34 protein-coding genes and 1 pseudogene are annotated in these 24,190 nt (G+C 65.8%); 2 read left to right on the top strand and 33 right to left on the bottom strand.

Annotated elements, in window-relative coordinates:
- Positions 1–4: 4 nt before the first annotated feature.
- The 3 genes from secY to RSP45_RS12820 form a co-directional block, all read right to left on the bottom strand.
- Positions 5–1,375: a preprotein translocase subunit SecY gene (gene secY / locus RSP45_RS12830; RefSeq protein ID WP_073067202.1), complete on the bottom strand. Its 1,371-nt coding sequence runs from the start codon at positions 1,373–1,375 to the stop codon at positions 5–7.
- 144 nt (positions 1,376–1,519) lie between these two features.
- Complete coding sequence (gene rplO / locus RSP45_RS12825; RefSeq protein WP_415392217.1) at positions 1,520–2,008, bottom strand: 50S ribosomal protein L15; 489 nt, start codon at positions 2,006–2,008, stop codon at positions 1,520–1,522.
- Positions 2,009–2,168: 160 nt separating this feature from the next.
- Positions 2,169–2,987 (bottom strand): CoA transferase, encoded by an 819-nt coding sequence (locus tag RSP45_RS12820; protein ID WP_415392216.1) that lies wholly within the window; start codon positions 2,985–2,987, stop codon positions 2,169–2,171.
- Positions 2,988–3,206: 219 nt separating this feature from the next.
- Here RSP45_RS12820 and RSP45_RS12815 point away from each other — a divergent pair, with 219 nt between their 5' ends.
- A complete protein-coding gene (locus RSP45_RS12815; protein ID WP_415392215.1) occupies positions 3,207–4,862 on the top strand; it encodes a long-chain fatty acid--CoA ligase in 1,656 nt (551 codons plus the stop codon).
- Positions 4,863–5,331: 469 nt separating this feature from the next.
- Here RSP45_RS12815 and RSP45_RS12810 read toward each other — a convergent pair whose 3' ends face one another.
- On the bottom strand, positions 5,332–6,774 hold the full coding sequence (locus tag RSP45_RS12810) for an aldehyde dehydrogenase family protein (RefSeq protein WP_415394064.1): 1,443 nt from the start codon (positions 6,772–6,774) through the stop codon (positions 5,332–5,334).
- A 190-nt stretch (positions 6,775–6,964) separates the two neighbouring features.
- Between RSP45_RS12810 and RSP45_RS12805 the strand changes: the two genes are divergently transcribed.
- Positions 6,965–7,621: a peroxiredoxin gene (locus RSP45_RS12805; RefSeq protein ID WP_073067212.1), complete on the top strand. Its 657-nt coding sequence runs from the start codon at positions 6,965–6,967 to the stop codon at positions 7,619–7,621.
- Between the two features lie 81 nt (positions 7,622–7,702).
- Here RSP45_RS12805 and RSP45_RS12800 read toward each other — a convergent pair whose 3' ends face one another.
- From RSP45_RS12800 to rpsL, 29 genes and pseudogenes are all read right to left on the bottom strand, one after another.
- Positions 7,703–7,990 carry an I78 family peptidase inhibitor gene (locus tag RSP45_RS12800; protein WP_303729019.1) on the bottom strand — a complete coding sequence of 96 codons (288 nt, stop codon included), beginning with the start codon at positions 7,988–7,990 and terminating at the stop codon, positions 7,703–7,705.
- Between the two features lie 263 nt (positions 7,991–8,253).
- Positions 8,254–8,439 (bottom strand): hypothetical protein, encoded by a 186-nt coding sequence (locus RSP45_RS12795; protein ID WP_415392214.1) that lies wholly within the window; start codon positions 8,437–8,439, stop codon positions 8,254–8,256.
- A gap of 155 nt (positions 8,440–8,594) precedes the next feature.
- On the bottom strand, positions 8,595–8,780 hold the full coding sequence (gene rpmD, locus RSP45_RS12790) for a 50S ribosomal protein L30 (protein ID WP_415392213.1): 186 nt from the start codon (positions 8,778–8,780) through the stop codon (positions 8,595–8,597).
- A 2-nt stretch (positions 8,781–8,782) separates the two neighbouring features.
- Positions 8,783–9,361 carry a 30S ribosomal protein S5 gene (gene rpsE / locus RSP45_RS12785; protein ID WP_073067219.1) on the bottom strand — a complete coding sequence of 193 codons (579 nt, stop codon included), beginning with the start codon at positions 9,359–9,361 and terminating at the stop codon, positions 8,783–8,785.
- A 124-nt stretch (positions 9,362–9,485) separates the two neighbouring features.
- Positions 9,486–9,845: a 50S ribosomal protein L18 gene (gene rplR, locus RSP45_RS12780; RefSeq protein WP_303729017.1), complete on the bottom strand. Its 360-nt coding sequence runs from the start codon at positions 9,843–9,845 to the stop codon at positions 9,486–9,488.
- Positions 9,846–9,856: 11 nt separating this feature from the next.
- Positions 9,857–10,390 carry a 50S ribosomal protein L6 gene (rplF, locus tag RSP45_RS12775; RefSeq protein ID WP_303729016.1) on the bottom strand — a complete coding sequence of 178 codons (534 nt, stop codon included), beginning with the start codon at positions 10,388–10,390 and terminating at the stop codon, positions 9,857–9,859.
- A gap of 10 nt (positions 10,391–10,400) precedes the next feature.
- Entirely contained in the window at positions 10,401–10,799 is a 399-nt protein-coding gene (rpsH, locus tag RSP45_RS12770; RefSeq protein WP_415392212.1) for a 30S ribosomal protein S8, read from the bottom strand.
- 13 nt (positions 10,800–10,812) lie between these two features.
- A complete protein-coding gene (gene rpsN / locus RSP45_RS12765; RefSeq protein ID WP_073067226.1) occupies positions 10,813–11,118 on the bottom strand; it encodes a 30S ribosomal protein S14 in 306 nt (101 codons plus the stop codon).
- Positions 11,119–11,137: 19 nt separating this feature from the next.
- On the bottom strand, positions 11,138–11,698 hold the full coding sequence (gene rplE / locus RSP45_RS12760) for a 50S ribosomal protein L5 (RefSeq protein ID WP_073067228.1): 561 nt from the start codon (positions 11,696–11,698) through the stop codon (positions 11,138–11,140).
- Positions 11,698–12,003: a 50S ribosomal protein L24 gene (gene rplX, locus RSP45_RS12755; RefSeq protein ID WP_415392211.1), complete on the bottom strand. Its 306-nt coding sequence runs from the start codon at positions 12,001–12,003 to the stop codon at positions 11,698–11,700. The genes rplE and rplX overlap by 1 nt, the downstream gene beginning before the upstream one ends.
- Positions 12,003–12,371, bottom strand: coding sequence for a 50S ribosomal protein L14 (rplN, locus tag RSP45_RS12750; RefSeq protein WP_073067232.1), 369 nt, complete (start codon positions 12,369–12,371; stop codon positions 12,003–12,005). The genes rplX and rplN overlap by 1 nt, the downstream gene beginning before the upstream one ends.
- Positions 12,372–12,464: 93 nt before the next feature.
- Positions 12,465–12,722, bottom strand: a complete 258-nt coding sequence (gene rpsQ, locus RSP45_RS12745) for a 30S ribosomal protein S17 (protein WP_415392210.1) — start codon at positions 12,720–12,722, stop codon at positions 12,465–12,467.
- Between the two features lie 12 nt (positions 12,723–12,734).
- Positions 12,735–12,941 (bottom strand): 50S ribosomal protein L29, encoded by a 207-nt coding sequence (rpmC, locus tag RSP45_RS12740; protein WP_073067236.1) that lies wholly within the window; start codon positions 12,939–12,941, stop codon positions 12,735–12,737.
- Positions 12,942–13,082: 141 nt separating this feature from the next.
- Positions 13,083–13,502 carry a DUF1801 domain-containing protein gene (locus RSP45_RS12735; protein WP_415392209.1) on the bottom strand — a complete coding sequence of 140 codons (420 nt, stop codon included), beginning with the start codon at positions 13,500–13,502 and terminating at the stop codon, positions 13,083–13,085.
- Positions 13,503–13,578: 76 nt separating this feature from the next.
- Entirely contained in the window at positions 13,579–14,004 is a 426-nt protein-coding gene (locus tag RSP45_RS12730) for a VOC family protein (protein WP_415392208.1), read from the bottom strand.
- A gap of 264 nt (positions 14,005–14,268) precedes the next feature.
- Complete coding sequence (rplP, locus tag RSP45_RS12725; RefSeq protein ID WP_073067238.1) at positions 14,269–14,682, bottom strand: 50S ribosomal protein L16; 414 nt, start codon at positions 14,680–14,682, stop codon at positions 14,269–14,271.
- Between the two features lie 13 nt (positions 14,683–14,695).
- Positions 14,696–15,412: a 30S ribosomal protein S3 gene (gene rpsC, locus RSP45_RS12720; protein ID WP_073067240.1), complete on the bottom strand. Its 717-nt coding sequence runs from the start codon at positions 15,410–15,412 to the stop codon at positions 14,696–14,698.
- An 80-nt stretch (positions 15,413–15,492) separates the two neighbouring features.
- Positions 15,493–15,870 (bottom strand): annotated as a pseudogene (gene rplV, locus RSP45_RS12715) (50S ribosomal protein L22); the annotation flags it as partial.
- 6 nt (positions 15,871–15,876) lie between these two features.
- Positions 15,877–16,155: a 30S ribosomal protein S19 gene (gene rpsS, locus RSP45_RS12710; protein ID WP_085377616.1), complete on the bottom strand. Its 279-nt coding sequence runs from the start codon at positions 16,153–16,155 to the stop codon at positions 15,877–15,879.
- A 3-nt stretch (positions 16,156–16,158) separates the two neighbouring features.
- Positions 16,159–16,998 carry a 50S ribosomal protein L2 gene (gene rplB, locus RSP45_RS12705; protein ID WP_073067244.1) on the bottom strand — a complete coding sequence of 280 codons (840 nt, stop codon included), beginning with the start codon at positions 16,996–16,998 and terminating at the stop codon, positions 16,159–16,161.
- 86 nt (positions 16,999–17,084) lie between these two features.
- Entirely contained in the window at positions 17,085–17,384 is a 300-nt protein-coding gene (locus RSP45_RS12700) for a 50S ribosomal protein L23 (RefSeq protein WP_415392207.1), read from the bottom strand.
- Position 17,385: 1 nt separating this feature from the next.
- Positions 17,386–18,015, bottom strand: coding sequence for a 50S ribosomal protein L4 (gene rplD / locus RSP45_RS12695; RefSeq protein WP_303729005.1), 630 nt, complete (start codon positions 18,013–18,015; stop codon positions 17,386–17,388).
- Complete coding sequence (gene rplC / locus RSP45_RS12690; RefSeq protein WP_415394063.1) at positions 18,012–18,872, bottom strand: 50S ribosomal protein L3; 861 nt, start codon at positions 18,870–18,872, stop codon at positions 18,012–18,014. The genes rplD and rplC overlap by 4 nt, the downstream gene beginning before the upstream one ends.
- A gap of 7 nt (positions 18,873–18,879) precedes the next feature.
- Positions 18,880–19,188, bottom strand: coding sequence for a 30S ribosomal protein S10 (rpsJ, locus tag RSP45_RS12685; RefSeq protein ID WP_073067250.1), 309 nt, complete (start codon positions 19,186–19,188; stop codon positions 18,880–18,882).
- 248 nt (positions 19,189–19,436) lie between these two features.
- Positions 19,437–19,610: a hypothetical protein gene (locus tag RSP45_RS12680; protein WP_415392206.1), complete on the bottom strand. Its 174-nt coding sequence runs from the start codon at positions 19,608–19,610 to the stop codon at positions 19,437–19,439.
- 215 nt (positions 19,611–19,825) lie between these two features.
- A complete protein-coding gene (tuf, locus tag RSP45_RS12675) occupies positions 19,826–21,001 on the bottom strand; it encodes an elongation factor Tu (RefSeq protein WP_415391763.1) in 1,176 nt (391 codons plus the stop codon).
- Positions 21,002–21,089: 88 nt separating this feature from the next.
- Entirely contained in the window at positions 21,090–23,213 is a 2,124-nt protein-coding gene (gene fusA, locus RSP45_RS12670; RefSeq protein WP_415392205.1) for an elongation factor G, read from the bottom strand.
- A 10-nt stretch (positions 23,214–23,223) separates the two neighbouring features.
- Positions 23,224–23,694 carry a 30S ribosomal protein S7 gene (gene rpsG, locus RSP45_RS12665; protein ID WP_073068259.1) on the bottom strand — a complete coding sequence of 157 codons (471 nt, stop codon included), beginning with the start codon at positions 23,692–23,694 and terminating at the stop codon, positions 23,224–23,226.
- A gap of 12 nt (positions 23,695–23,706) precedes the next feature.
- Positions 23,707–24,078, bottom strand: coding sequence for a 30S ribosomal protein S12 (gene rpsL / locus RSP45_RS12660; protein WP_073068257.1), 372 nt, complete (start codon positions 24,076–24,078; stop codon positions 23,707–23,709).
- Between the last annotated feature and the right edge of the window lie 112 nt (positions 24,079–24,190).

The raw sequence follows: 24,190 nt of genomic DNA, 5'->3' as shown, positions 1-24,190 counted from the left end.
GTCGTCAGCGCCGCGCCGGCAGGCGGCGGGGCTTGGGCTCCCCCGGCTTGCGCTTGCCGCGCAGTTGGGATTTCTCGATCAAAGCCTCATACTGATGGGCGAGCAAGTGGCTTTGGATCTGGTTGATCGTGTCCATCGTCACCGAGACCACGATCAGCAGCGAGGTGCCGCCGAAATAGAACGGCACCGAGAACCAATCGCGCACGATTTCCGGCATCAGGCAGACGGCGGTCAGGTAGATCGAGCCGATGACCAGCACCCGGTTGACCACATAGTCCAGATATTCCTCGGTCCGCTTGCCCGGCCGGATGCCGGGGATGAACCCGCCCTGGTTCTTGAGGTTCTCGGCCACGTCGTCGGATTTGAACGACACGTTCTGCGTGTAGAAATAGGTGAAGAAGACGATCATCGCCGCGAAGAACAGCAGATACAGCGGCTGTCCCGGGCCGAAATAGGCCAGGATCGTGGACATCACCGGCCCGGTCTCGTTCCCCGAAAAGGTCGAGATGGTGATCGGCAGCAGCAGCAGCGAGCTGGCGAAGATCGCCGGGATCACGCCCGCCGGATTGACCTTGAGCGGCAGGTGGCTGGACTGGCCGTCATAGACCTTCATCCCGACCTGGCGGCGGGGATACTGGATGCGGATCTTGCGCAGCGCGCGTTCCATGAACACGACGAAGGTCATCACCACCGCGACCAGAACGATGATGCCCAGCACCACCGGGGTCGAGACCGCGCCCGTCCGTCCCTGCGCCAGGAACTGCGCCAGGCTGCCGGGAATCTCTGCCAGGATGCCCACGTAGATGATCAGCGAGATGCCGTTGCCGATCCCGCGCGAGGTGATCTGTTCGCCCAGCCACATCAGGAACATGGTGCCGCCGACCAGCGTGATGATCACCGACGCCTGGAAGAACAGACCCGGGTCCTGCGCCATGCCGCCGGCCTCGAGGCTGACGGCGATGCCATAGGCCTGGAACAGCGCCAGCAGCACCGTGCCGTAGCGGGTGTACTGGTTGATCTTCTTGCGGCCCTGCTCGCCCTCTTTCTTCAGCTGCTCGAGCGAGGGGACCATCGCCGTCATCAGCTGCACGATGATCGAGGCCGAGATATAGGGCATGATCCCCAGCGCGAACACGCCCATCCGCCCCAGCGCGCCGCCGGTGAACATCGACAGGATGCCGCCGATGCCCGACTGCGCCTGTTCCATGAAGTTGCGCAGCGCGCCGCCGTCGATGCCGGGAACCGGGATATAGGTGCCAAGCCGATAGATGATCAGCAGCCCCAGCGTGAACCAGATGCGTTGGCGAAGCTCGGTCGCACGGCCCAGCTGTCCCCAGCTGAGATTCGCGGCCATCTGTTCTGCGGCTGACGCCATGACTGCCCCTTTGTCTGTCGCACGGCCCGCCCCGGCGGGGCCGGATTTGACAGCGCCGCCGACCGTTGCCGGTTCGGCGGCGCTGGAAAAACCTGTCCGCTATCTAGGCGGCGCCGCGCGCCGCTTCAACAGCTATTCCGCCGCTTACTCGGCCGCAGGCTCTGCCGCCGCAACCGGGCGGGTCAGGGTCAGCGAACCGCCCGCGGCCTCGACCGCCGCAGCCGCCGCAGCCGAAGCCCCGGCCAGCGTCAGCTTCAGCGCGGTCTTCAGCTCGCCCTTGGCCAGCAGGCGGATGCCGTCGCGCTTGTGCTTGGTGGCACCGGCCGCGACCAGCGCGTCCTCGTCCAGTTCAGCACCGGCGGCGAATTTGCCCGCCTCAACCATCTTCTGCAGCTGGCCCAAGTTGACCACCGCGAACTCCAGCCGGTTCGGCTTGGAGAAGCCGCGCTTGGGCAGGCGGCGGTACAGCGGCATCTGGCCGCCTTCGTAACCGTTCAGCGCCACGCCGGACCGCGAGGTCTGGCCCTTGATACCACGGCCGCCCATCTTGCCCTTGCCCGAACCCGGGCCACGGCCGATGCGCTTTTTCTTGCGGCTGGCGCCGTCGTTGTCGCGAAGCTCGTTCAGTTTCATGTCGCTATCTCCCTTGCCGGAAACACCCCCAACAGCGACAAAGGGGTGCACACGGACATTGAATCACTCGGACGCCGGGGCACGGGGCCGCGGCGACTGCCGGGGTCTATAGCGCCCGCGCCGGCGATGCAAGCCCCCGGCCGGGCCGCCCTGCCCCTTGCTAGGCGCCGAAGGGCTCGAGCGGCAGGTCCTCGGCCTCGGCCAGGGCGCGGCATTCCGCCATGGTCAGCGCGGCAAAGAACCCGGCCGGGTCGTCGCCGGCCAGCGCGTCCAGCCGCGCCTTGAAATGCGGCTCGAACGCGGCGCAGGCGACATGGCCGTCGGCCAGCGGATAGATCGCATATTCCGGCCGCGCCCCGGACAGGATCCCGCCCGCCACCGTGGCACGGTGCCGCACCGGGGCGGCGAAACGCTCGGCCGCCTGCCGCAGCCCGACCGCGGCGTGACGGCCCGGCCGCCCGCGTTCGCGCCCCAGCAGCAGCGCCGCCGCGGCGCCGGCCGCGGCCTCGGCGCCGGCCAGATCGGCGATCAGCGTGCGCGGCATCGCCTCGCCCTGCAGCAGCCCGACGGCAGCCTGATAGGTCAGGTCGTGGCCGGGCACGTCGGGGGCCTGGGTGTCGCCCACGATCTCGACCCAGCACAGCGCGGGGTTCAGCGCCGCCAGCTCCGGCACGGTGATTCCCAGCCGGGCCAGCGCCGTGCGGCGGTGGCTGGAAATCAGCAGATCCGCCCCGCGCAGCAATTCGTGGAACCGCGCCGTGCCGTCCCCCGAACGCAGGTCCACCGTCTCGACCGTGGCGGCGCGGTTGAGCTCGGCATACCAGCCGGGCATGGCGTGGCCGGTCAGGTCGCCGGCGGGGGGCTCGATCTTGATGATCTCCATTCCCTGCGCGGCAAGGATCGCGGCGGCGGCCGGGCCGGGGACGTTGATCGCCATGCAGATGGCGCGCAGGCCGGAAAGGGGCAGGTCGTCTTGCATCGTCGTCTCCGCTGGGTTTTCCGGCAGCTTGCACGGGCCGGCTGCGGGTTCAACCGCGCGCCGCCGTTCCCCGGCAGGCCGCCCGCAAACCCGCACCCTGCCCATGATGGGCAGGCGGCCGGTCCGGACCTTGCGTCACAGTGGCGCGGGACCTTGCGGCGACCCGCCCGCCCTGCGCAATGTGGCCGCTATCACAGAAGGCAGAGGAAGAGGGAAACCATGCTTCTGGGCAAGATGATGCACCAGCCGCTGACCGTGGGCTCGCTGATCGACCACGCCGCGCGCTATCATGGTGAAACCGAGATCGTGTCGGCGCTGACCGAGGGCGGGTTCGAGCGCAGCACCTGGGCACGCGTGGGCGAAAACGCCCGCCGCATCGGCTCGGCGCTGCAGGGCCGCGGGATGGAGCCGGGCGACCGGATCGGCACGCTTGCCTGGAACAACCGCCGCCATCTGGAACTGTATTTCGGCGTGCCGGGCATGGGCATGGTCTGCCATACGCTGAACCCGCGGCTGGCGCCCGAGCAGCTGGCCTATATCGTGACCCACGCCACCGACCGGATGCTGTTCATCGAGCGCACCTTCGTCCCGATGATCGCGGCGATTCGCGACCAGCTGACCACCCTGCGCGGCGTGGTCATGCTGGGGCCGCGCGACGAGGCGGCGGCGGCCGAGCTGCCGGGGCTGCTGTTCTACGAGGACCTGCTGGCCGAGGGCGACCCCGCCGCCCCCTGGGCCGAGATCGAGGAAACCGCACCCTCGGCGCTGTGCTATACCTCGGGGACCACCGGCAACCCCAAGGGAGTGCTGTATTCCCACCGCTCGACGCTGCTGCACGCGCTTTGCGTCAACAACCGCGACGGGCTGGCGATCGGCGCGGCCGATTCGCTGATGCCGGTGGTGCCGATGTTCCACGTCAACGCCTGGGGCACGCCCTATGCCGCCGCCGCGGTCGGCGCGCGGCTGGTGCTGCCGGGGCCGCGGCTGGACGGCGACAGCCTGGCGCGGCTGATCATCGACGAATCGGTGACCATCGCCGCCGGGGTGCCGACGATCTGGCTGGGGCTGCTGAACGCGCTGGACGGGATGGACGAAAAGCCGGTCAGCCTCAAGCGCACGATCGTCGGCGGCTCGGCGCTGCCGCCCTCGATGCGCGCGGCCTTCCGCGACCGTTACGGGGTCGAGCTGATCCACGCCTGGGGGATGACCGAGACCAGCCCGCTGGGCACGCTGAACGCACCGCTGGCCAAACATGCCGCGCTGAGCCACGCCGAACAGGACCAGATCGGCAACGGCCAGGGCCGCCCGCCCTTTGGCGTGCAGCTGCGCGTGGTCGACGCCGACGGCACCGTGCTGCCAGACGACGGGGTGACCGAGGGCCAGTTGCAGATCCGCGGCCACTGGATCGTGGACCATTACTTCGGCCACGAGAAAACGGCGCTGACCTGGGACGGCTGGTTCGATACCGGCGACATTTCCACCATCGACCCCGACGGCTACATGGTGATCCGCGACCGCGCCAAGGACATCATCAAGTCGGGGGGCGAGTGGATTTCCACCGTCGACCTGGAAAACATCGCCGTCGCCCACCCCAAGGTCGCCAACGCCGCCGCCATCGCCGCCCGGCATCCGAAATGGGACGAGCGCCCGGTGATCTGCGCGCAGAAACGCCCGCAGAGCGATCTGACCGAGGAAGAGCTGCTGGCCTTCTACGACGGCAAGGTGCCGCGCTGGCAAAGGCCCGACCGGGTGATCTTCGTGGAATCCCTGCCGCTGGGCGCGACCGGCAAGGTGGTCAAGGCCAGCCTGCGCGAGATGTATGGCGATGTGCTGTGGGACGAGGCCATGGCCGAGCTGGAGGCCGAAAAGGGCTGAGGCCCCGCCCCGCGGCGTGGTCGGAGCGGGGGGTTTCCCCCCCGGCCACCGCCGCGGCCTCCTCGCTGAAACAGCCCACCGGACCATCCGGCGGGAAACAGCCTTGGGGCTGCTTTCTAATCCGTCTCCTATTCCAGGCGCGCGGAAGCCCGAAGGATATTTGCGGCAAGATGAAGCCGCGGATCAGGGTACAGAGGCCCGTTGGAAGGGGTTCGGGATGCGCGGAAGACTCCGCGCATTGCCGCTTTGGGTGATGCGTCCGACCTCATGCGCGGGACTAAATGTGCGCGATGTGCGAAAGGGTCCCACGCATTACCGCTTTGGATCAGGCGTCCGGTTTCAGCGGAAACCAAGGAGCCGGGATGCACGGAAGGCTCCGCGCATCGCCACCTTGGGTCCGGTGCCCGGGTCCCAGCGGGGAACCTAACGCCCGGAATGCGCGGAGGGGGCCGCGCATCGCCACTTGGGATCAGGCGTCGGGGTCCCAGCCCGAGATCTGCTTGGAGTCCATGAACTCCTCGAGCCCCCAGATCCCGCCCTCGCGGGCGCGGCCCGAGGCCTTGACGCCCCCGAAGGCCGAGCCGCGGCCGCGGCTGGCCCCGTTCATCTCGACCATCCCCGATTGCAGCTGCCTTGCCAGCCGGTTGCGGCGCGCCCCGTCCGCGGTCTGCACGTAGTTGGTCAGCCCATAGGGGGTGTCGTTGGCCATGGCGACGGCCTCTTCCTCGCTGTCGAAGGGGATGATCGACAGCACCGGGCCGAAGATTTCCTGCTGCGCGATGGTCATGTCGTTGCTGACATCGGCGAACACGGTCGGGCGGACGAAATAGCCGCGGTTGACGCCCTCGGGCAGGCCGGGCCCGCCGGCGACCAGCCGCGCGCCCTCGTCGATGCCCTTCTGGATCAGGTCCTGGATCTTGTCCCACTGCTGCTTGCTGACCACCGGGCCGATGTGGCGCCCCTCTTCATGGGCGCTGCCGACGCGGGTGCTTTCGGCGACCGCGCGGGCGCGCTCGATCGCCTTTTCGTAAAGCGGGCGCTCGACCAGCATCCGCGTGGGGGCGTTGCAGGACTGGCCGCTGTTGTAGAAACAGTGCTTGGCGCCGCGTTCCACCGCCTTGTCGTCGGCATCGGCAAACACCAGGTTTGCGCCCTTGCCGCCCAGTTCCAGCGCCACTTTCTTCAGCGTGTCAGCCGCCGCCTTGGTGATCGCGATGCCGGCGCGGGTCGAGCCCGTAAAGGACACCATGTCCACGTCCTTGTGGGTCGACAGATGCGTACCCACCCCTGCCCCGTCCCCGTTCACCAGGTTGAATACGCCCTTGGGAAAGCCCGCCTCGTCCATCATCTCGGCGAACACCATCGAGGACAGCGGCGCGATCTCCGACGGCTTCAGCACCACCGTGTTGCCCGCCAGCACCGCCGCCACCACCTTGAGCGTGACCTGGTTCATCGGCCAATTCCAGGGGGTGATCAGCGCCGTCACCCCGATGGGTTCCCACGCCACCATCGAGGTCGGGGCGTGCGGGCCCAGCGGCCGGATGAACTCGAAATTGCGGAAAGCGTCGATGAAGGTCTCGATATGATACGAGCCCGAGCCGGCCTGGTCGGCCTTGGACATCGAGGTCGGGGCGCCCATCTCGCAGGTCATCGCCCGGGCCACGTCGTCGTTGCGGCGCTTGTAGACCTCGAGCAGGCGCTCGACATGGGCCAGCCGCTCGGCCGGCGGCGTCGCCGACCACGCGGGGAACGCCGCCTTGGCCGCGGCCACCGCGCGGTCGGTATCCTGCTGCCCGCCCAGCGAGATCACCGCAAAACCCTCCTCGGTCGAGGGGTCGATCACCTCGAGATCTTGCGGCGCCGCGGGGTCTACCCATGCGCCGCCGATGTAGAATTTCCGCTTGTCCTCCAGCCCGGCCATCGCCTGCCCTCCGCTATGGGTCTCTGTCGGCGGGCAGGGTCGCACCGCAACCGGCCCGGCGCAAGGTCGGCCGAGCCGGCGATATGGCCGGCATACCGGGCAATCCGACCGAAGACCTCTGGTAATCGGGGTCGCGGGCCCTATCTGGAAAGGTTGGCTCACAAGAACAAGGATCACTGAATTGTCCCTGCGCATCAATGATATCGCCCCCGATTTCACTGCCGAGACCACCGACGGCGAGATCAGCTTCCACGAATGGCTGGGGGACAGCTACGGAATCATCTTCAGCCATCCCAAGGACTTCACCCCCGTCTGCACGACCGAGTTCGGCGCCGTGGCCCGTCTGGCCGAGGAATGGGAAAAGCGCGGCACCAAGGTGGTGGGCGTGTCGGTGGACAGCGCCGACGACCACCGCAAGTGGAAGCGCGACATCGAGACCTTTGCCGGCTGCCCGGCCAACTTCGCCATCATCGACGATACCTCGCTGAAGGTGGCCAAGCTTTACGACATGCTGCCGGCCGAGGCCTATCTGCCCGACGGGCGCACCGCCAACGACAGCGCCACCGTCCGCACCGTCTATATCATCGGCCCGGACAAGAAGGTCCGGCTGATGATGACCTATCCGATGTCGGTGGGCCGCAACTTTGCGGAAATCCTGCGGGCGCTGGATGCCGTGCAGGCGACCGACGGGGTGCCGATCGCCACCCCGGCCGACTGGCGCCCCGGCGAGGACGTGATCGCCGCGCTGTCGCTGACCGACGAGCAGGCCGAGGCCAAGTTCGGCAAGGTCGACCGCAAGCTGCCCTATCTGCGCTTCGTGGCCCAACCGCAGCGCTGAGCCGCACCGCACCAAAGGGAAACGCCCCGGCCGTTGCCGGGGCGTTTTCTTTGGGCGCTCCGTATCGGGCGCCGGGTCCGGTCAGCCGCAGGTGACGTTCACCAGCCGGCCCGAGCGGTTGTATTCGAAATTGACCCGGTTCGGGTTGAAGTCCGCGGTGACCGGATCGCCGGTGCGATAGTGGCGATAGACCGTCCCCGCCGGCAGAGTGATCGCGGGCGACTGCTGGCCGACATACTGCTGGTAATCGGCAGCAACGCAGGTCTCGGGCCCGTCGGGCACGATGACGGTGGTGGTCTGGGGCGGCGGCGCACAGGCGGCAAGCGCGGCAGTTCCCCCGACGGCAGCGATGATGACAGGCAGGCGCATGGCAGACTCCTTTGTTTCCATTACCTCTTCAAGCGTGGCTGCGGGCGGTTGGTTCCATGGCGCGGATTTTTCGGCAGGCTTGCGCCGGTGGAGAAAATGGCGCGGTGGCGCACGGTGGTGGCGGGGGGCTGTCTGCCCCCCATCGCCTGCGGCGATTCCCCCCGAGGATATTTCGGGCAAGATGAAAGAGCGCCGGCAAGGCGGCACGGAGGGCGCCGCTGAACGCTTCCGCGCCGTGCGTCATACGGCGGCCCCGGAGTGGATCAGAACCTGAAACCGGCGACCATCTGGGTGCTTTCGCCGGTGGCGCGCAGGCCAAGGGTGAGCCGGTCGACCGAAACGGTCAGGACGCCGCCGAAATTGCCCTTGTAGTCGGTATCGGGATCGGTGTCGGCGTAGCACTGGAAGCCGAGATAGGAATCCGGGCAATCCGCGGCCGCTTCCCGCACGCCGGCCAGCAGCGCCGCATCAGGGCTTTGAACATCTTCGCAGGATACTCCTCGATACGACTGGAGTATCTGCTAGGCCGTTCCCGCGGGCTTTCCCACTGGAGAATAAGGACAATTCTCGGTAAAAACTAAGGGCGCCGCAGCGCCCCCTTGTCTTATTTCTTTTCTTCGATGATCTGCACCAGATGCGGGATCGAGTTGACCATGCCGCGGACCGCGGGGGTATCCTCGAGCTCGCGGGTGCGATGCATCTTGTTCAGCCCCAGGCCCTTGAGCGTGGCACGCTGGACGGCAGGGCGGCGGATCGGGCTGCCGATCTGCTTGACGACGATGGTTGCCATGCTCAGGCCTCCGCGGTTTCGGCCGCAGGCGCCGCGGCGGGTTTGTCGTGCTGCGGCAGGATGTCGGCGACTTTCTTGCCGCGGCGGCTGGCCACCGAGCGGGGCGAGGCCTCGGCCTTGAGCCCGTCGATGGTGGCGCGGATCATGTTGTAGGGGTTCTGCGACCCCAGCGACTTGGCCACCACGTCCTGCACGCCCAGCATCTCGAACACGGCGCGCATCGGGCCGCCGGCGATGATCCCGGTCCCCGGAACGGCGGTGCGCATCACCACGCGGCCGGCGCCGTGGCGGCCCTCGATGTCGTGATGCAGGGTGCGGCCGTCGCGCAGCGGCACGCGGATCAGGCCGCGCTTGGCCTGTTCGGTCGCCTTGCGGATCGCCTCGGGCACTTCTTTCGCCTTGCCCTTGCCGAAGCCGACGCGGCCGCGCTGGTCGCCCACGACGACGAGCGCCGCAAAGCCGAAGCGCTTGCCGCCCTTGACGGTTTTCGACACGCGGTTGATCGCGACCAAGCGGTCGGCGAATTCCGGGGTTTCCTCGCGCTCTTCGCGGCGGCCCCGGCGGTTGTCACGTTCTGCCATGCGGCATTCCCTATCCTGTGGCGCGCTGCGCGCCGTCAATACCGATCCAAGTGGGCCGCCGCTGAGACGGCCCCCGGATCATCGGGGCGGCGCGCCGCTTGCACGACGCGCCGCCCGCAACCGATCAGAACTTCAGACCGCCTTCGCGGGCCGCATCGGCAAGCGCCTTGATCTTGCCGTGGAACAGGAAGCCGCCACGGTCGAAGACGACCGTATCGACGCCCTTGGCCTTGGCCCGTTCCGCGATCGTGGCGCCGATCTTGGCGGCGGCCTCGACGTTGTTCTTGCCGACCAGACCCAGATCCTTTTCCAGGGTCGAGGCCGAAGCCAGCGTCACGCCCTGCGCGTCGTCGATCAGCTGGACGCTGATGTTCTTGGACGAGCGGTGGACGGACAGGCGCGGACGACCATCGGACATCGCGTGCAGCTTGTTCCGAACGCGCATACGGCGCTTCTGGAACAGTTCTCTCTTGTTCAGTGCCATCTGCGTGATCCTTACTTCTTCTTGCCTTCCTTGCGGAAGACCTGCTCGCCCTTGTAGCGGATGCCCTTGCCCTTGTAGGGCTCGGGGCGGCGCCACTCGCGGATGTTCGCGGCGACCTGGCCGACGACCTGCTGGTCGATGCCTTCGACCACGATCTCGGTCTGCTTGGGCGCGTTGACGGTCACGCCCTCGGGCGCCTCGAAGTTCACGTCATGCGTATAGCCGACCGACAGCTTGAGGGTCTTGCCCTGCATCGCCGCACGGTAGCCGACGCCCTGGATCTCCAGCTCTTTCTTGAAGCCCTGGCTGACCCCGGTGACGAGATTCGCGACCATCGACCGCGACATCCCCCATTGCTGGCGGGCGCGCTTGGACAGGCCGCGCGGCTTGACGCTGACGGCGCCGTTTTCCAGCACCAGGTCCACGTCGTCGGTCGCAGTGAAGCTGCGCGTGCCCTTGGGCCCCTTGACCGAGATGGTCTGGCCCTTGATTTCGGCCGTCACGCCCTGGGGCAGTTCGACCGGTCTTTTACCAATCCGAGACATCCTGCCCTCCTTAGAACACCGTGCAGAGGACTTCGCCGCCGACATTGGCGCTGCGAGCCGCTGCATCCGACATCACCCCGCGGGGCGTCGACACGATCGAGACGCCCAGCCCGTTGCGGACCTGCGGCAGCTCTTTCGCGCCGGCGTAAACGCGGCGGCCGGGTTTGGACACCCGGGCCAGTTCGCGGATCACCGGGGCGCCCTCGAAATACTTGAGGCTGATTTCCAGTTCGGTGTGACCGGCCTCGGTCTTCACCTCTTCATAGCCGCGGATGTAGCCCTCGGCCTTCAGCACGTCCAGGACCCAGGCGCGCAGCTTGCTGGCCGGGGTGCGGACGGTGGATTTCCCGCGCATCTGAGCGTTGCGGATGCGGGTCAGCATATCGCCGAGCGGATCGTTCATCGACATCTTTCCTGCCCCCTTACCAGCTCGATTTCACCAGGCCGGGGATCTGGCCGAACGAGCCCAGCTCGCGCAGCATGATCCGCGACAGTTTCAGCTTGCGATAATACGCCCGCGGACGGCCGGTCAGTTCGCAGCGGTTGTTCAGCCGGGTCGGCGACGAGTTGCGCGGCAGCTCGGCCAGCTTCAGCGTGGCCTTGAAGCGCTCTTCCATCGGCTTCGACTGGTCGTTGATGACTTCGTTCAGAGCAGCGCGCTTGGCGGCATACTGGGCCACCAGACGCTCGCGCTTCTTCTGACGTTCGATCATGGATTTCTTTGCCATATCGTTCTTCCTCGCGCGATCAGCTGTTGAACGGCATGTTGAACTGCTTCAGCAGCGCCTTTGCCTCGGCGTCGGTCGCGGCGGTGGTGCAGATGATGATGTCCATCCCCAGCACCTCGTCGACCTTGTCGAATTCGATCTCGGGGAACACGATCTGTTCCTTGAGACCCATGGCATAGTTGCCGCGGCCGTCGAACGACGTGCCCTTGACGCCGCGGAAGTCGCGGACGCGGGGCAGCGCGATGTTGATCAGGCGATCCAGGAATTCATACATCCGGTCGCCACGCAGCGTGACCTTGGCACCAAGGGGCATCTCCTCGCGCAGGCGGAAGCCGGCGACGGATTTCTTGGCCTTGGTGATCACGGCCTTCTGGCCGGCGATCAGCGACAGTTCTTCGGCGCCCTGGCGGACCTTTTTCGTGTCCTTGACCGCTTCGCCGATGCCCATGTTCAGGACAATCTTGTCCAGACGCGGGATCATCATGTCGTTCTTGTAGCCGAACTCTTCCTTGAGCGCGGCCCGGATGCGGTCACGATATTCCGCCTTGAGGCGCGGGGTGTATTTCGCGGCGTCCAGCATCAGATCACGTCTCCGGTGGTCTTGGCGAAACGGACCTTCTGGTCGCCTTCCATGCGGAAGCCGACGCGGGTCGGTTTGCCGTTCTTGTCCAGCAGCGCCAGATTCGACAGGTGGATCGGCATGTTCTTGGGGATGCGGCCGCCCTGGCTGGTCTGCGACTGGCGGGTGTGGCGCAGCGCGACGTTCACGCCATCCACGATCGCCTTGTCGTCCTTGGGCATGACCTGCAGGATCTGCCCCTGCTTGCCCTTGTCCTTGCCGGTCAGCACGACGACGGTATCGCCCTTTTTCAGCTTCGCAGCCATCACAGCACCTCCGGCGCCAGCGAGATGATCTTCATGAAGTTCTTGGCGCGCAGCTCGCGCACGACCGGCCCGAAGATACGGGTCCCGACCGGCTCGCCCTGGTTGTTCAGGATCACTGCGGCGTTCGAATCGAAGCGGATCGAGGTTCCGTCCTCGCGCTTCACTTCCTTGGCGGTGCGCACGACGACGGCCTTGCGGACGTCGCCCTTCTTCACGCGGCCGCGCGGAATCGCCTCTTTCACCGACACCACGATGATGTCGCCGACGGAGGCGTAGCGGCGGTGCGAGCCGCCGAGAACCTTGATGCACTGCACCCGGCGAGCGCCGGAGTTGTCAGCGACATCCAGATTGGTCTGCATCTGGATCATGGTTTGCTCCCGACCTATGGGGACCGGTTGCAGGCCCGGCCCCAGGGTTTCGATATGTCACGGACGGACCGGATGGCCCGCCGCGGTTGGCGTTCAGGCCTCGGCGGCCTGAGACGCGCTGTCGTCGGTCAGGACGGTCCAGCGCTTGGTCTTGGAAATCGGCGCGCATTCGATGATGCGGACGGTGTCGCCGACCTTGAAATGGTTTTCCGCGTCATGCGCCCGGTATTTCTTGGTCGAGCGGACGATCTTGTTCAGCAGCGGATGCTTGAAGCGGCGTTCGACCAGAACGGTGACGGTCTGGGCGTTCTTGTCGCTGGTCACCTTGCCTTGCAGGATGCGTTTGGGCATGGGTCCGGCTCCTTACTGCGACGCCGCGGCATCGGCCGCTTTCTGGTTCATGACGGTCAGCACGCGGGCCACGTCCTTGCGGACCGAGCGCATGCGCGCGGTCGATTCGAGCTGGCCGGTGGCCTGCTGGAAGCGCAGGTTGAACGCTTCCTTCTTCAGCGCGACCAGCTGCTCGCGCAGCTGCTCGGGGGTCTTGTCTCTCAGTTCCTGCGCTTTCATGCGCCTTTTCCTTTCAACATCACCGGAGGGCCCCAGAACCCTGGGCCACCCTGATTCCCGGTGGAGTTCGAGATGAAGGCCTGCCCATACGCGGGATTTCCCCGGCTGGCAAGCGTTTTCGGCGGGAAACGCCGGGGTGGGCTACATCACCTCTGGGGGCAGGCGGCTGGCCTGGGCCACCCAGTCGACGAACTGCGCCTCGTCCCAGTCCTCGCCCTCGTGGATGTGCAGATAGCGGGTGTCGCCGCTTTTCGAGGGCTCTGGCGGGACCGGCTCCAGCAGCGCCCCGCGGAAAAAGGCGATTTTCACATAGCGGTCGTAGCAGTGGTAGCTGAGAAACCAGCCTTCACCCTCTGGCGCGCCGTAGAAGGGCGAGTTCCATTTCACCGCCTTGCGCACCCCTGGCACCGTCCGGGCGATCAGCGCATCCAGCCGCTCGCCCACCCCGCGCTTCCAGCCTGGCATGGCGGCAATATAGGCCTGCACCGGCGCGTCGCCCTGCCCTTTCGGGATCTGGGGATTGCCGCCGGACAGCAGCTTGGGTTTTCCGTCCTTTGCCATGTCGACACTCTAACATGAAACGCGCGGCGGTGGTACGGCTCCCACTGCGCGAGGCTGCCAGTGGAACCGCGGCACCCTACTGCCCGGCAGGTAGCATCCCGGGGTTCCAGACGATTTCCCACAGATGCCCGTCGGGGTCCTGGAAATACCCCGCATAGCCGCCGTAGAATGTATTCTGTGCCGGCTTCACGATCGAAGCGCCGGCATGTCTTGCGGTCTCGATGATATCATCGACCTCTTCCCTGCGGCTCACATTATGACCGATCGACATCGAGGTCGGGCTTACAGGCAGCGTCGGCAGTCCCGTGTCATGCGCAAGATCCTCCTGCGCCCAGATTGCCAGCTTGAGGCCCCCGGACAGGTCGAAAAATGCGACGGCCCCATGGTCGAACTCACGCCCGACAATGCCGGCGGTCGGCAAGCCCAGCCCGTCACGATAAAAGGAAAGCGAGCGCTCAAGATCGGCGACCGCAAGCGTCAAAACGGAAACACAGGGTTTCATGTCGATGCCCTTCTACCGGTGTCGGCACCATGCCGTCACCTTGATAGTCCTGGGCCGTCACCGTGGTGACAGAAGGACCCGCTTGCGCGGGGGCCGGGCCAACCGTCCCGAGCCTGACCTGTTTCAGACCAATGAAATCTGGGGGGCGCCGCAAGGGATGTCAACAACGGCCTTCGGGAAGTCCGGCAAGAAAAAGCCCCGCCATATTCGGCGGGGCTTCCTGTTTCCGTGCGGCCGGAGACACGCCCGAGAGGGCGCGCCGCATCACCAGTCTTCGCGATGCACGATGCGGGTCAGGACCGGCAGCTTCATCGCGCCAAGGCGCAGCGCCTCGCGGGCGATCTCGTCGTCGACGCCGTCGATCTCGAACATGATGCGGCCGGGATGGACGCGGGCGGCCCAGAAGTCGACCGAGCCCTTGCCCTTACCCATCCGCACTTCCGTCGGCTTGCCCGACACCGGCACGTCCGGGAAGATCCGGATCCAGACCCGGCCCTGACGCTTCATGTGGCGGGTGATCGCGCGGCGGGCCGCTTCGATCTGGCGGGCGGTGACGCGCTCGGGTTCGGTCGCCTTGAGGCCGTAAGAGCCGAAGTTCAGGTTGAACCCACCCTTCGCCTCGCCGTGGATCCGGCCCTTGTGCTGTTTGCGGAACTTGGTCCGTTTCGGTTGCAGCATTCCTGTTTACTCCTCAGCGCGCGTCGCGGTCGCGGCGCGGGCCGCGGGGGGACGGGCCTTCCTGCGCCTCGGCGGCCTTGCGGTCGTGGGCCTGCGGGTCGTGCTCCATGATCTCGCCTTTGAAGATCCAGACCTTGACGCCGATGATCCCGTAGGGGGTCGAGGCTTCCGACAGCGCATAGTCGATGTCGGCCCGCAGCGTGTGCAGCGGCACCCGGCCTTCACGATACCATTCCGTCCGCGCGATCTCGGCACCGCCCAGGCGGCCGCCGACATTCACCCGGATCCCCAGCGCGCCCATGCGCATGGCGTTCTGCACCGCGCGCTTCATGGCGCGGCGGAACGATACCCGGCGCTCGAGCTGCTGGGCGATCGATTCGGCCACCAGCTGCGCGTCCAGCTCCGGCTTGCGGACCTCGACGATGTTCAGGTGCAGTTCCGAATCGGTGAAGTTCGCCAGCTTCTTGCGCAGCGTTTCGATGTCGGCGCCCTTGCGGCCGATAATGACGCCCGGGCGGGCGGCATGGATCGTCACGCGGCACTTCTTGTGCGGACGCTCGATGATGACGCGGCTGACGCCGGCCTGCTTGGCATCCTTGTGGATGAACTCGCGGATCTTGAGATCCTCGAGCAGCAGGTTGCCATAGTCCTTGCTGTCGGCGAACCAGCGGCTGTCCCAGGTGCGGTTGACCTGCAGGCGCATCCCGATGGGGTTGACCTTCTGACCCATTACGCGAGCTCCTCGGCAGCGGCGGCTTGATTGGTGGCGGCGGCACGCTTCTGCGACTTGGCGGCCTTCTTGGCAGCCTCGGCCTCGGCGTCGATCTCGCGCACCTTGATGGTGATTTCCGAGAACGGCTTCATGATCTTGCCGAACCGGCCGCGGGCGCGCGGACGGCCCCGCTTCATCACCATGTTCTTGCCGACCCACGCCTCGGCGACGACCAGCTGGTCGACGTCCAGGTTGTGGTTGTTCTCGGCGTTGGCGATCGCCGACTGCAGGCATTTCTTGACGTCGCCCGCAATGCGGCGCTTCGAGAAGGTCAGGTCGGCGAGCGCCTTTTCCACCTTCTTGCCGCGGATCATGGCGGCGACCAGATTCAGCTTCTGCGGCGAGGTGCGCAGCATGCGGGTCTTGGCCATCGCCTCGTTATCCGCCACGCGGCGCGGATTCTGTTCCTTACCCATGACGGTTTACTTCCTTTTCGCTTTCTTGTCGGCCGCGTGACCGTAATAGGTCCGCGTCGGCGAGTATTCACCGAACTTCTGGCCGATCATTTCCTCGGTCACGTTGACCGGGATATGCTTCTGCCCGTTGTAGACGCCGAAGGTCAGCCCGACGAACTGCGGCAGGATGGTCGAACGGCGCGACCAGATCTTGATGACGTCCGAACGCCCCGATTCGCGCGCCTTCTCGGCCTTGCGCAGCACATAGGCGTCGACGAACGGGCCTTTCCAAACTGAACGTGCCATGGATCAGCGCCCCTTCTTCTTGGCGTGGCGCGACCGCAGGATGTACTTGTCGGTCGACTTGTTGGAACGGGTGCGCTTGCCCTTGGTGGGCTTGCCCCACGGGGTGACCGGGTGGCGGCCGCCCGAGGTCCGGCCCTCACCACCGCCATGCGGGTGGTCGATCGGGTTCATCGCGACGCCGCGGACGGTCGGGCGCACGCCCAGGTGCCGCATCCGGCCGGCCTTGCCGAAGTTCTGGTTCGAGTGGTCGGGGTTCGACACCGCGCCGATGGTCGCCATGCATTCCTGGCGCACCAGCCGCAGCTCGCCCGAGGACAGGCGGATCTGCGCATAGCCGCCGTCGCGACCCACGAACTGCGCATAGGTGCCGGCCGAGCGCGCCAGCTGGCCGCCCTTGCCGGGCTTCAGCTCGACGTTGTGGACGATCGTGCCGATCGGCATCCCCGAGAACGGCATCGCGTTGCCCGGCTTGATGTCGGCCTTTTGCGAGGCGACGACCTTGTCGCCCACGGCCAGACGCTGCGGCGCGATGATATAGGCCTGCTCGCCGTCGTCATAGCGCAGCAGCGCGATGAAGGCGGTGCGGTTGGGATCGTATTCGATCCGCTCGACCGTCGCCGGGACGTCCAGCTTGTTGCGGCGGAAATCGACGATGCGGTAGAGCCGCTTGGCCCCGCCGCCCTTGTGCCACATGGTGATCCGCCCGGTATTGTTCCGGCCACCCGACTTGCTCAACCCGACGGTCAGCATCTTGACGGGGCGGCCTTTCCAAAGCTCCGAACGGTCGATCAGCACCAGCCCTCGCTGGCCAGGCGTCGTCGGCTTGTACGACTTGAGTGCCATGGTTCCTGTCTTCCGTTTGCCTTGGACCAAAGGTCCGTTTCAGTCCGAACTGCGGCCCCCGGACGAACCGGGGGCCGCATCTGCAATCACAGCCCGGTGTTCACGTCGATGCTGTTGCCAGCCTCGAGCATCACATAGGCTTTCTTGACGTCGCTGCGCACGCCGGGGCGGCCGCGGAAACGCTTGGTCTTGCCCTTGGTCACGACGGTGTTGACCGCCTTGACCTTGATGTTGAACAGCGCCTCGACCGCGTCCTTGATCTGCGGCTTGCTGGCCGATTTCGCCACTTCAAAGGTCACCGCATTGGCCAGTTCCCCGGCCATGGTCGCCTTTTCGGTGATGATCGGCTTGACGATCACGTCGTAGTGTTCGGGTTTCGCGCTCATCTCATGCACCTTTGCCCAGACGGGCTTCGAGGGCCTCGACGCCCGCGCGCGTGATCACCAGCGTGTCGCGGCGCAGGATGTCGTAGACGTTGGCGCCCATCGAGGGCAGGACGTCCACGCCTTGCAGGTTGCGGGCGGCGCGGGCGAAGTTCTCGTTCACATCGGCGCCGTCGATGACCAGGACGCGCTTCCAGCCCTGTTCCTTGACCGCCTTGGCGACGGCCGCGGTCTTGGCTTCGGCCAGATCCAGGCTGTCCACGATCACCAGCTTGCCGCGGGCTGCCTTGGCCGACAGCGCATGCTTGAGCCCCAGCGCCCGGACCTTTTTCGGCAGGTCAAACGCGTGGCTGCGCGGCGTCGGGCCGGCATAGACGCCACCCTTGCGGAAGATCGAGGCCTTGCGCGACCCGTGGCGAGCGCCGCCGGTGCCCTTCTGGCGATAGATCTTCTTGGTCGAGTAGCTGACTTCGGACTTGGTCAGCACCGAATGGGTGCCGGCCTGTGCCTTGGCGCGCTGCCAGCGCACCACCCGGTGCAGGATGTCCGCGCGCGGCTCCAGCCCGAAGATGTCGTCGGACAGCTCGATGTCCCCGGCCTTGCCCGAGGAAAGCGAAATCACGTCGAGTTTCATTTGCTCTCGTCTCCCTCAGAGGCAGCGGCCTCGCCCTCGGCGGCGGTCGACGCCTGGGCCTCGGCCAGCGCAGCCTCCTGGGCGGCAGCTTCGGCCTCGGCCGCGGCCAGACGCGCGGCTTCTTCCTCGGCAGCAGCCTGGGCGGCGGCTTCCTCGGCCAGACGCTTGGCCTCACGCTCGGCCGAACGCAGCGCGGCGGGGAAGATGGTGCTTTCCGCGACCGGCTTCTTCACGGCGTCCTTGATCGTGACCCAGCCGCCCTTGGAACCGGGGACCGAACCCTTGACCATGATCAGCCCGCGGTCGGCGTCGGTGCGCACGACCTGCAGGTTCTGGGTGGTGACCCGCGCCGCGCCCATATGGCCGGCCATCTTCTTGCCCTTGAACACCTTGCCGGGGTCCTGGCACTGGCCGGTCGAACCGTGCGAGCGGTGGCTGATCGACACGCCGTGCGAGGCGCGCAGACCGCCGAAGTTGTGCCGCTTCATCGCACCGGCAAAGCCCTTGCCGATCGAGGTGCCGGCGATGTCGACGAACTGACCCGCAAAATAATGCGCGGCGATGATTTCCTCGCCCACATCCACCAGGTTCTCTTCCGACACGCGGAACTCGACGATCTTGCGCTTGGGCGCCACGTTCGCTTTCGCGAAATGGCCGCGCATCGGCGAGCTGACATTCTTGGGCTTCGCGTCGCCCGCGCCCAGCTGCAGCGCCACATAGCCGTCGGTTTCGTTGGTACGCTGCGCGACGACCTGAAGGTTGTCCAGCTGCAGCACGGTCACGGGCACTTGGCGGCCGTCCTCGAGGAACAGCCGGGTCATGCCCAGTTTCTTGGCGATAACACCAGTCCGCATGATGGCCCCCTTACACCTTGATCTCGACATCCACGCCGGCGGCGAGGTCGAGCTTCATCAGGGCGTCAACGGTCTGGGGCGTGGGGTCCACGATGTCCAGCAGCCGCTTGTGGGTGCGGATTTCCCACTGGTCGCGCGACTTCTTGTCGATATGCGGGCCGCGCAGGACGGTGAACTTTTCGATCTTGTTCGGCAGCGGGATCGGGCCGCGCACCTGCGCGCCGGTCCGCTTGGCGGTGTTGACGATCTCGGCGGTGCTGGAATCGAGCACGCGATAATCGAACGCCTTGAGCCGGATACGGATGGTCTGGCTTTGCATCAAGCATCCCTCGGATGGGGATTTCAGTCGAGAGGCTGACAGCGCACCACGCGAAGCCAGCGTCGGACCCTAAACAGAAAAACTGCAAGGCCGCCCCCATAGCGGGCGGCCTGCGCAGATGCAACCGATTCGAGTGCGTGTGGGCGGAACCGGCGGCGATGGCGGCTTATGGCGGTTGGTCGATCAAAGGTCAAGTAGCACTCGGTGGCGAACGTCTCCGGTTGGACCGATACGCTGCTAAATTTCGTTTACTGTTCGTTCATCCAAGAGATGAATTTGTCCCAACTCACGCGAACACCATTCTCCCGACGGACCTTGCCCTCACACCACGTGATACCAGCCTTCGTGATAATGCAATCACCGCGGAACTTGCCATCATTACCATAGACGTCGAACTCGACGCCTTTGTTCTTCACGTCCATCGCGACGTCGAAGCTCTTAATGCTAACTTTCATAATTACCTCTCCCTACACCGGGTTATCTTCTGCCGAGTAGCGACAGGCGCAACATCTTTCAAGAAGGTGCGCATTAGAATCCGAATCACTTGCCGTTTCGTCTACGTGACTTGCACGAAAAAAGCCCGCCCCTTTCGGGGCGGGCCTGTGTCGCGCTGTCCTTGGGGCGGTTGCCCCTTAGATCACTCGATGATCTTCGAGACCACGCCGGCGCCGACGGTGCGGCCGCCTTCGCGGATGGCGAAGCGCAGTTTTTCTTCCATCGCAATCGGGGCGATCAGCTCGACCTCGAACTTCAGGTTGTCGCCCGGCATCACCATCTCGGTGCCTTCCGGCAGCTTCACCGTTCCGGTCACGTCGGTGGTGCGGAAGTAGAACTGCGGCCGGTAGTTGGCGAAGAACGGGGTGTGGCGGCCGCCCTCTTCCTTGGTCAGGATATAGGCCTCGGCCTCGAACTTGGTGTGCGGCTTCACCGAACCCGGCTTGCACAGCACCTGCCCGCGCTCGACGCCGTCGCGGTCGATGCCGCGCAGCAGCGCGCCGATGTTGTCGCCGGCCTCGCCGCGGTCCAGCAGCTTGCGGAACATCTCGACCCCGGTGCAGGTGGTCTTCTTGGTCGGGCGGATGCCGACGATTTCCAGCTCGTCACCGACGTTGACCGCGCCGCGCTCGACCCGGCCCGTCACCACGGTGCCGCGGCCCGAGATCGAGAACACGTCCTCGATCGGCATCAGGAACGGCAGGTCCACCGCCCGCTCGGGGGTCGGGATGTAGTCGTCCACCGCCTTCAGCAGCTCGCGGATCGAGTTCTCGCCGATTTCCGGGTCGCGGCCTTCCAGCGCCGCCAGCGCCGAGCCCTTGATGATCGGCACATCGTCGCCGGGGTAGTCGTAGGAGGACAGCAGCTCGCGCACCTCCATCTCGACCAGCTCCAGCAGTTCCGGGTCGTCCACCTGGTCGACCTTGTTCAGATAGACGACCATGTAGGGGATGCCGACCTGGCGGCCCAGCAGGATGTGCTCGCGCGTCTGCGGCATCGGGCCGTCAGCGGCGTTCACCACCAGGATGGCGCCGTCCATCTGCGCCGCGCCGGTGATCATGTTCTTGACGTAGTCGGCGTGGCCGGGGCAGTCGACGTGGGCATAGTGGCGCGCGTCGGTTTCATACTCGACATGCGCGGTCGAGATGGTGATCCCCCGCGCCTTCTCCTCGGGCGCGCCGTCGATCTGGTCGTAGGCCTTGAAATCGCCGAAGTATTTCGTGATCGCAGCCGTCGTCGTCGTCTTGCCGTGGTCAACGTGACCGATCGTCCCGATGTTGACGTGCGGTTTCGTGCGTTCGAATTTTGCCTTTGCCATCTGCAAAGCTCCTATGATGACGGTGCGTGGACACCACGCACCCTACGGGGTGGGTAGGGTGCGCAGGTTTCCCCACGCACCGCCGGAATTACGCGTATTTCTTCTGGATCTCGTCCGAGATGTTCTGCGGCACGGCCTCGTAATGGTCGAACTGCATCGTGAACACCGCGCGGCCCGAAGACATCGAACGCAGGTTGTTGATGTAGCCGAACATGTTGGCCAGCGGCACCATCGCGTCGATCACGTTGGCGTTGCCGCGGGTATCCTGCCCGCGCACCATGCCGCGACGGCTGGTCAGGTCGCCGATGATCGAGCCGGTGTATTCCTCGGGGGTCACCACCTCGACCTTCATGATCGGTTCCAGCAGCTTGGCGCCGGCCTTCTTCAGGCCCTCGCGCATCGCCGCACGGGCCGCGATCTCGAACGCCAGCACCGACGAATCGACGTCGTGGTAGGCACCGTCGACCAGCGCCACCTTGAAGTCGATCACCGGGAAGCCGGCCAGCGGACCCGAATCCATCACCGACTTGATGCCCTTTTCGACACCCGGGATGTATTCCTTGGGCACCGCACCGCCGACGATCTTGGATTCGAAGGAATACCCCTCGCCCGGTTCGGTCGGCGCGATCTCGAGCTTGACCCGCGCGAACTGGCCGGTCCCGCCGGTCTGTTTCTTGTGGGTATAGTCGATCTCGGTCGCGTGGCTGATGGTCTCGCGATAGGCCACCTGCGGGGCGCCGATATTCGCCTCGACCTTGAACTCGCGCTTCATGCGATCCACGAGAATGTCGAGGTGAAGTTCGCCCATGCCCTTCATGATGGTCTGGCCCGATTCCAGATCGGTCTCGACGCGGAAGGACGGGTCCTCGGCGGCCAGGCGGGCCAGCGCGATCCCCATCTTTTCCTGGTCGGCCTTGGATTTCGGCTCGACCGCGATCTCGATCACCGGATCGGGGAAGGTCATGGTTTCCAGTACCACCGGCTTGGCGGGATCGCAGAGCGTGTCCCCGGTGGTGGTTTCCTTCAGCCCGGCCAGCGCGATGATGTCACCGGCGTGCGCCTCGTCGATCTCCTCGCGCGAGGCGGCGTGCATGACCATCATCCGGCCGACGCGCTCACGCTTGCCCTTGGTCGAGTTCATCATCTGGTCGCCCTTCTTCAGCGCGCCGGAATAGATGCGCGTGAAGGTCAGCGAGCCGACGAAGGGGTCGTTCATGATCTTGAACGCCAGCGCCGAGAACGGCTCTTCGTCCGAGGCATGACGCTCGATGTTGCGGGTTTCCGATTCGTCGCCCGGGGCGAAGCCGACATAGGCCGGCACGTCCAACGGCGAGGGCAGATAGTCCACGACCGCGTTCAGCAGCGGCTGCACGCCCTTGTTCTTGAAGGACGAACCGGCCAGCACCGGGAAGAAGGCCAGCGCCAGCGTGCCCTTGCGGATCAGCGCGCGCAGGGTCGCCTCGTCGGGCTCGTTGCCCTCGAGATAGGCCTCCATCGCGTCGTCGTCCTGCTCGACGGCAAGCTCGATCATCTTGCCGCGCCATTCCTCGGCGACGTCCTGAAGCTCGGCCCGGATCGGCTGACGGATCCAGCTGGCGCCCAGATCGTCGCCCTTCCAGATCCATTCTTCCATCTTCACCAGGTCGACGATGCCTTCCAGCTTGTCCTCGGCGCCGATGGGCAGCGCCACCGGGCAGGGGGTGCCGCCGGTGCGGTCCTTGATCATCTGGACGCACTTGAAGAAGTCGGCGCCGATCTTGTCCATCTTGTTGACGAACACCAGCCGCGGAACCTTGTAGCGGTCGGCCTGGCGCCACACCGTCTCGGTCTGCGGCTCGACGCCGGCGTTGGCGTCCAAGAGCGCGATGGCGCCGTCCAGAACCGCCAGCGAGCGTTCAACCTCGATGGTGAAGTCGACGTGGCCGGGGGTGTCGATGATGTTGAAGCGCAGCTTCTTCGACAGGTCCGGGGTGTAGTCGGCGTCTTCGTGGCGTTCCCAGAAGGTCGTGGTCGCGGCCGAGGAGATGGTGATCCCCCGCTCGGCTTCCTGTTCCATGAAGTCCATGGTGGACGCACCCTCGTGGGTTTCGCCCATCTTGTGGTTCTTGCCGGTGTAGAACAGGATGCGCTCGGTCGTGGTGGTCTTGCCCGCGTCGATGTGCGCCATGATCCCGAAGTTGCGGTAGCGCTCCAGCGGATATTCGCGTGCCATTGTTACCCCCTTACCAGCGATAATGGCTGAACGCCTTGTTCGCGTCGGCCATCTTGTGGGTGTCTTCGCGCTTCTTCACCGCGGTGCCGCGGCCGTTCACCGCGTCGGCAAGCTCGCCGGCAAGGCGCTCTTCCATGGTGTTTTCGTTGCGCTTTTTCGCAGCGTCGATCAGCCAGCGGATCGCCAGCGCCTCGCGGCGGATGGGACGGACCTCGACGGGCACCTGGTAGGTGGCGCCGCCGACCCGGCGGGAACGCACCTCGACCGAGGGCTTCACGTTGTCCATGGCCTCGTGGAAGACCTCGATCGGCTCGCGCTTGAGCCGGGTCTGCACGCGGTCCAGCGCATTGTAGACGATGCGCTCGGCCGTGGATTTCTTGCCGTCAACCATCAGGTTGTTCATGAATTTGGTCAGCACGCGATCGCCATATTTGGCGTCGGGCAGGACTTCGCGCTTTTCAGCGGCGTGACGACGGGACATCTATCTAAACCCTCACTTCGGACGCTTGGCGCCGTATTTCGAGCGGCGCTGACGACGATCTTTGACGCCCTGCGTATCCAGGACACCGCGAAGGATGTGGTAGCGCACACCGGGAAGGTCTTTCACCCGGCCGCCGCGGATCAGCACGACGCTGTGTTCCTGCAGGTTGTGCTTTTCACCGGGAATATAGCTGATGACCTCGAAACCATTGGTCAGGCGCACCTTGGCGACCTTCCGCATGGCCGAGTTCGGCTTTTTCGGCGTGGTGGTGTAGACGCGCGTGCAGACGCCGCGCTTCTGAGGGTTTCCTTGCAGGTGCTGCGACTTGGATCGCTGCACTTTCGGCTGCCGCGGTTTGCGGATCAGCTGCTGGATCGTCGGCATTCGGTTCCCCGTATTGCTTTGCGATACTCGCACCCGGGCCTTGGTGCGCCACTTCTCGACAGCATTCCGCGCCCATCGCGAAACGCCAAACCCATCCGAACCCGGTCAGGGC

Source organism: Paracoccus sp. SJTW-4, assembly GCF_047716885.1.
Classification (GTDB): domain Bacteria; phylum Pseudomonadota; class Alphaproteobacteria; order Rhodobacterales; family Rhodobacteraceae; genus Paracoccus; species Paracoccus solventivorans.
Note: the sequence above shows the minus strand (reverse complement) of the source record. Positions and strands in the feature narration are given on the sequence as shown.

Excerpts from the sequence above, each read along its gene's own strand:
- RSP45_RS12735 (WP_415392209.1), bottom strand. The coding sequence starts at position 13,502 with ATGGCAAAGGACGGAAAACCCAAGCTGCTGTCCGGCGGCAATCCCCAG.
- rplR (WP_303729017.1), bottom strand. The coding sequence starts at position 9,845 with ATGGCACTGAACAAGAGAGAACTGTTCCAGAAGCGCCGTATGCGCGTT.
- RSP45_RS12700 (WP_415392207.1), bottom strand. The coding sequence starts at position 17,384 with ATGAGCGCGAAACCCGAACACTACGACGTGATCGTCAAGCCGATCATC.
- RSP45_RS12680 (WP_415392206.1), bottom strand. The coding sequence starts at position 19,610 with ATGGACGTGAAGAACAAAGGCGTCGAGTTCGACGTCTATGGTAATGAT.
- secY (WP_073067202.1), bottom strand. The coding sequence starts at position 1,375 with ATGGCGTCAGCCGCAGAACAGATGGCCGCGAATCTCAGCTGGGGACAG.
- rplB (WP_073067244.1), bottom strand. The coding sequence starts at position 16,998 with ATGGCACTCAAGTCGTACAAGCCGACGACGCCTGGCCAGCGAGGGCTG.
- rplN (WP_073067232.1), bottom strand. The coding sequence starts at position 12,371 with ATGATCCAGATGCAGACCAATCTGGATGTCGCTGACAACTCCGGCGCT.
- rpsQ (WP_415392210.1), bottom strand. The coding sequence starts at position 12,722 with ATGCCCAAACGCATCCTGCAAGGCAAGGTGACCAGCGACAAGAACGCC.
- rplP (WP_073067238.1), bottom strand. The coding sequence starts at position 14,682 with ATGCTGCAACCGAAACGGACCAAGTTCCGCAAACAGCACAAGGGCCGG.
- rplX (WP_415392211.1), bottom strand. The coding sequence starts at position 12,003 with ATGGCTGCGAAGCTGAAAAAGGGCGATACCGTCGTCGTGCTGACCGGC.
- rpsE (WP_073067219.1), bottom strand. The coding sequence starts at position 9,361 with ATGGCAGAACGTGACAACCGCCGGGGCCGCCGCGAAGAGCGCGAGGAA.
- rpsL (WP_073068257.1), bottom strand. The coding sequence starts at position 24,078 with ATGCCGACGATCCAGCAGCTGATCCGCAAACCGCGGCAGCCGAAAGTG.
- RSP45_RS12815 (WP_415392215.1), top strand. The coding sequence starts at position 3,207 with ATGCTTCTGGGCAAGATGATGCACCAGCCGCTGACCGTGGGCTCGCTG.
- rplO (WP_415392217.1), bottom strand. The coding sequence starts at position 2,008 with ATGAAACTGAACGAGCTTCGCGACAACGACGGCGCCAGCCGCAAGAAA.
- RSP45_RS12820 (WP_415392216.1), bottom strand. The coding sequence starts at position 2,987 with ATGCAAGACGACCTGCCCCTTTCCGGCCTGCGCGCCATCTGCATGGCG.
- rpsG (WP_073068259.1), bottom strand. The coding sequence starts at position 23,694 with ATGTCCCGTCGTCACGCCGCTGAAAAGCGCGAAGTCCTGCCCGACGCC.
- rpsN (WP_073067226.1), bottom strand. The coding sequence starts at position 11,118 with ATGGCAAAGAAATCCATGATCGAACGTCAGAAGAAGCGCGAGCGTCTG.
- rpmC (WP_073067236.1), bottom strand. The coding sequence starts at position 12,941 with ATGAAAGCGCAGGAACTGAGAGACAAGACCCCCGAGCAGCTGCGCGAG.
- rplE (WP_073067228.1), bottom strand. The coding sequence starts at position 11,698 with ATGCTGGACGCCGCGAAATACACCCCGCGCCTCAAGGCGGAATATCGT.
- rplD (WP_303729005.1), bottom strand. The coding sequence starts at position 18,015 with ATGAAACTCGACGTGATTTCGCTTTCCTCGGGCAAGGCCGGGGACATC.
- rpsS (WP_085377616.1), bottom strand. The coding sequence starts at position 16,155 with ATGGCACGTTCAGTTTGGAAAGGCCCGTTCGTCGACGCCTATGTGCTG.
- RSP45_RS12730 (WP_415392208.1), bottom strand. The coding sequence starts at position 14,004 with ATGAAACCCTGTGTTTCCGTTTTGACGCTTGCGGTCGCCGATCTTGAG.
- fusA (WP_415392205.1), bottom strand. The coding sequence starts at position 23,213 with ATGGCACGCGAATATCCGCTGGAGCGCTACCGCAACTTCGGGATCATG.
- RSP45_RS12800 (WP_303729019.1), bottom strand. The coding sequence starts at position 7,990 with ATGCGCCTGCCTGTCATCATCGCTGCCGTCGGGGGAACTGCCGCGCTT.
- rpsC (WP_073067240.1), bottom strand. The coding sequence starts at position 15,412 with ATGGGTCAGAAGGTCAACCCCATCGGGATGCGCCTGCAGGTCAACCGC.
- rpsH (WP_415392212.1), bottom strand. The coding sequence starts at position 10,799 with ATGTCGATGAACGATCCGCTCGGCGATATGCTGACCCGCATCCGCAAC.
- rpsJ (WP_073067250.1), bottom strand. The coding sequence starts at position 19,188 with ATGCAAAGCCAGACCATCCGTATCCGGCTCAAGGCGTTCGATTATCGC.
- rplF (WP_303729016.1), bottom strand. The coding sequence starts at position 10,390 with ATGTCTCGGATTGGTAAAAGACCGGTCGAACTGCCCCAGGGCGTGACG.
- rpmD (WP_415392213.1), bottom strand. The coding sequence starts at position 8,780 with ATGGCAACCATCGTCGTCAAGCAGATCGGCAGCCCGATCCGCCGCCCT.
- tuf (WP_415391763.1), bottom strand. The coding sequence starts at position 21,001 with ATGGCAAAGGCAAAATTCGAACGCACGAAACCGCACGTCAACATCGGG.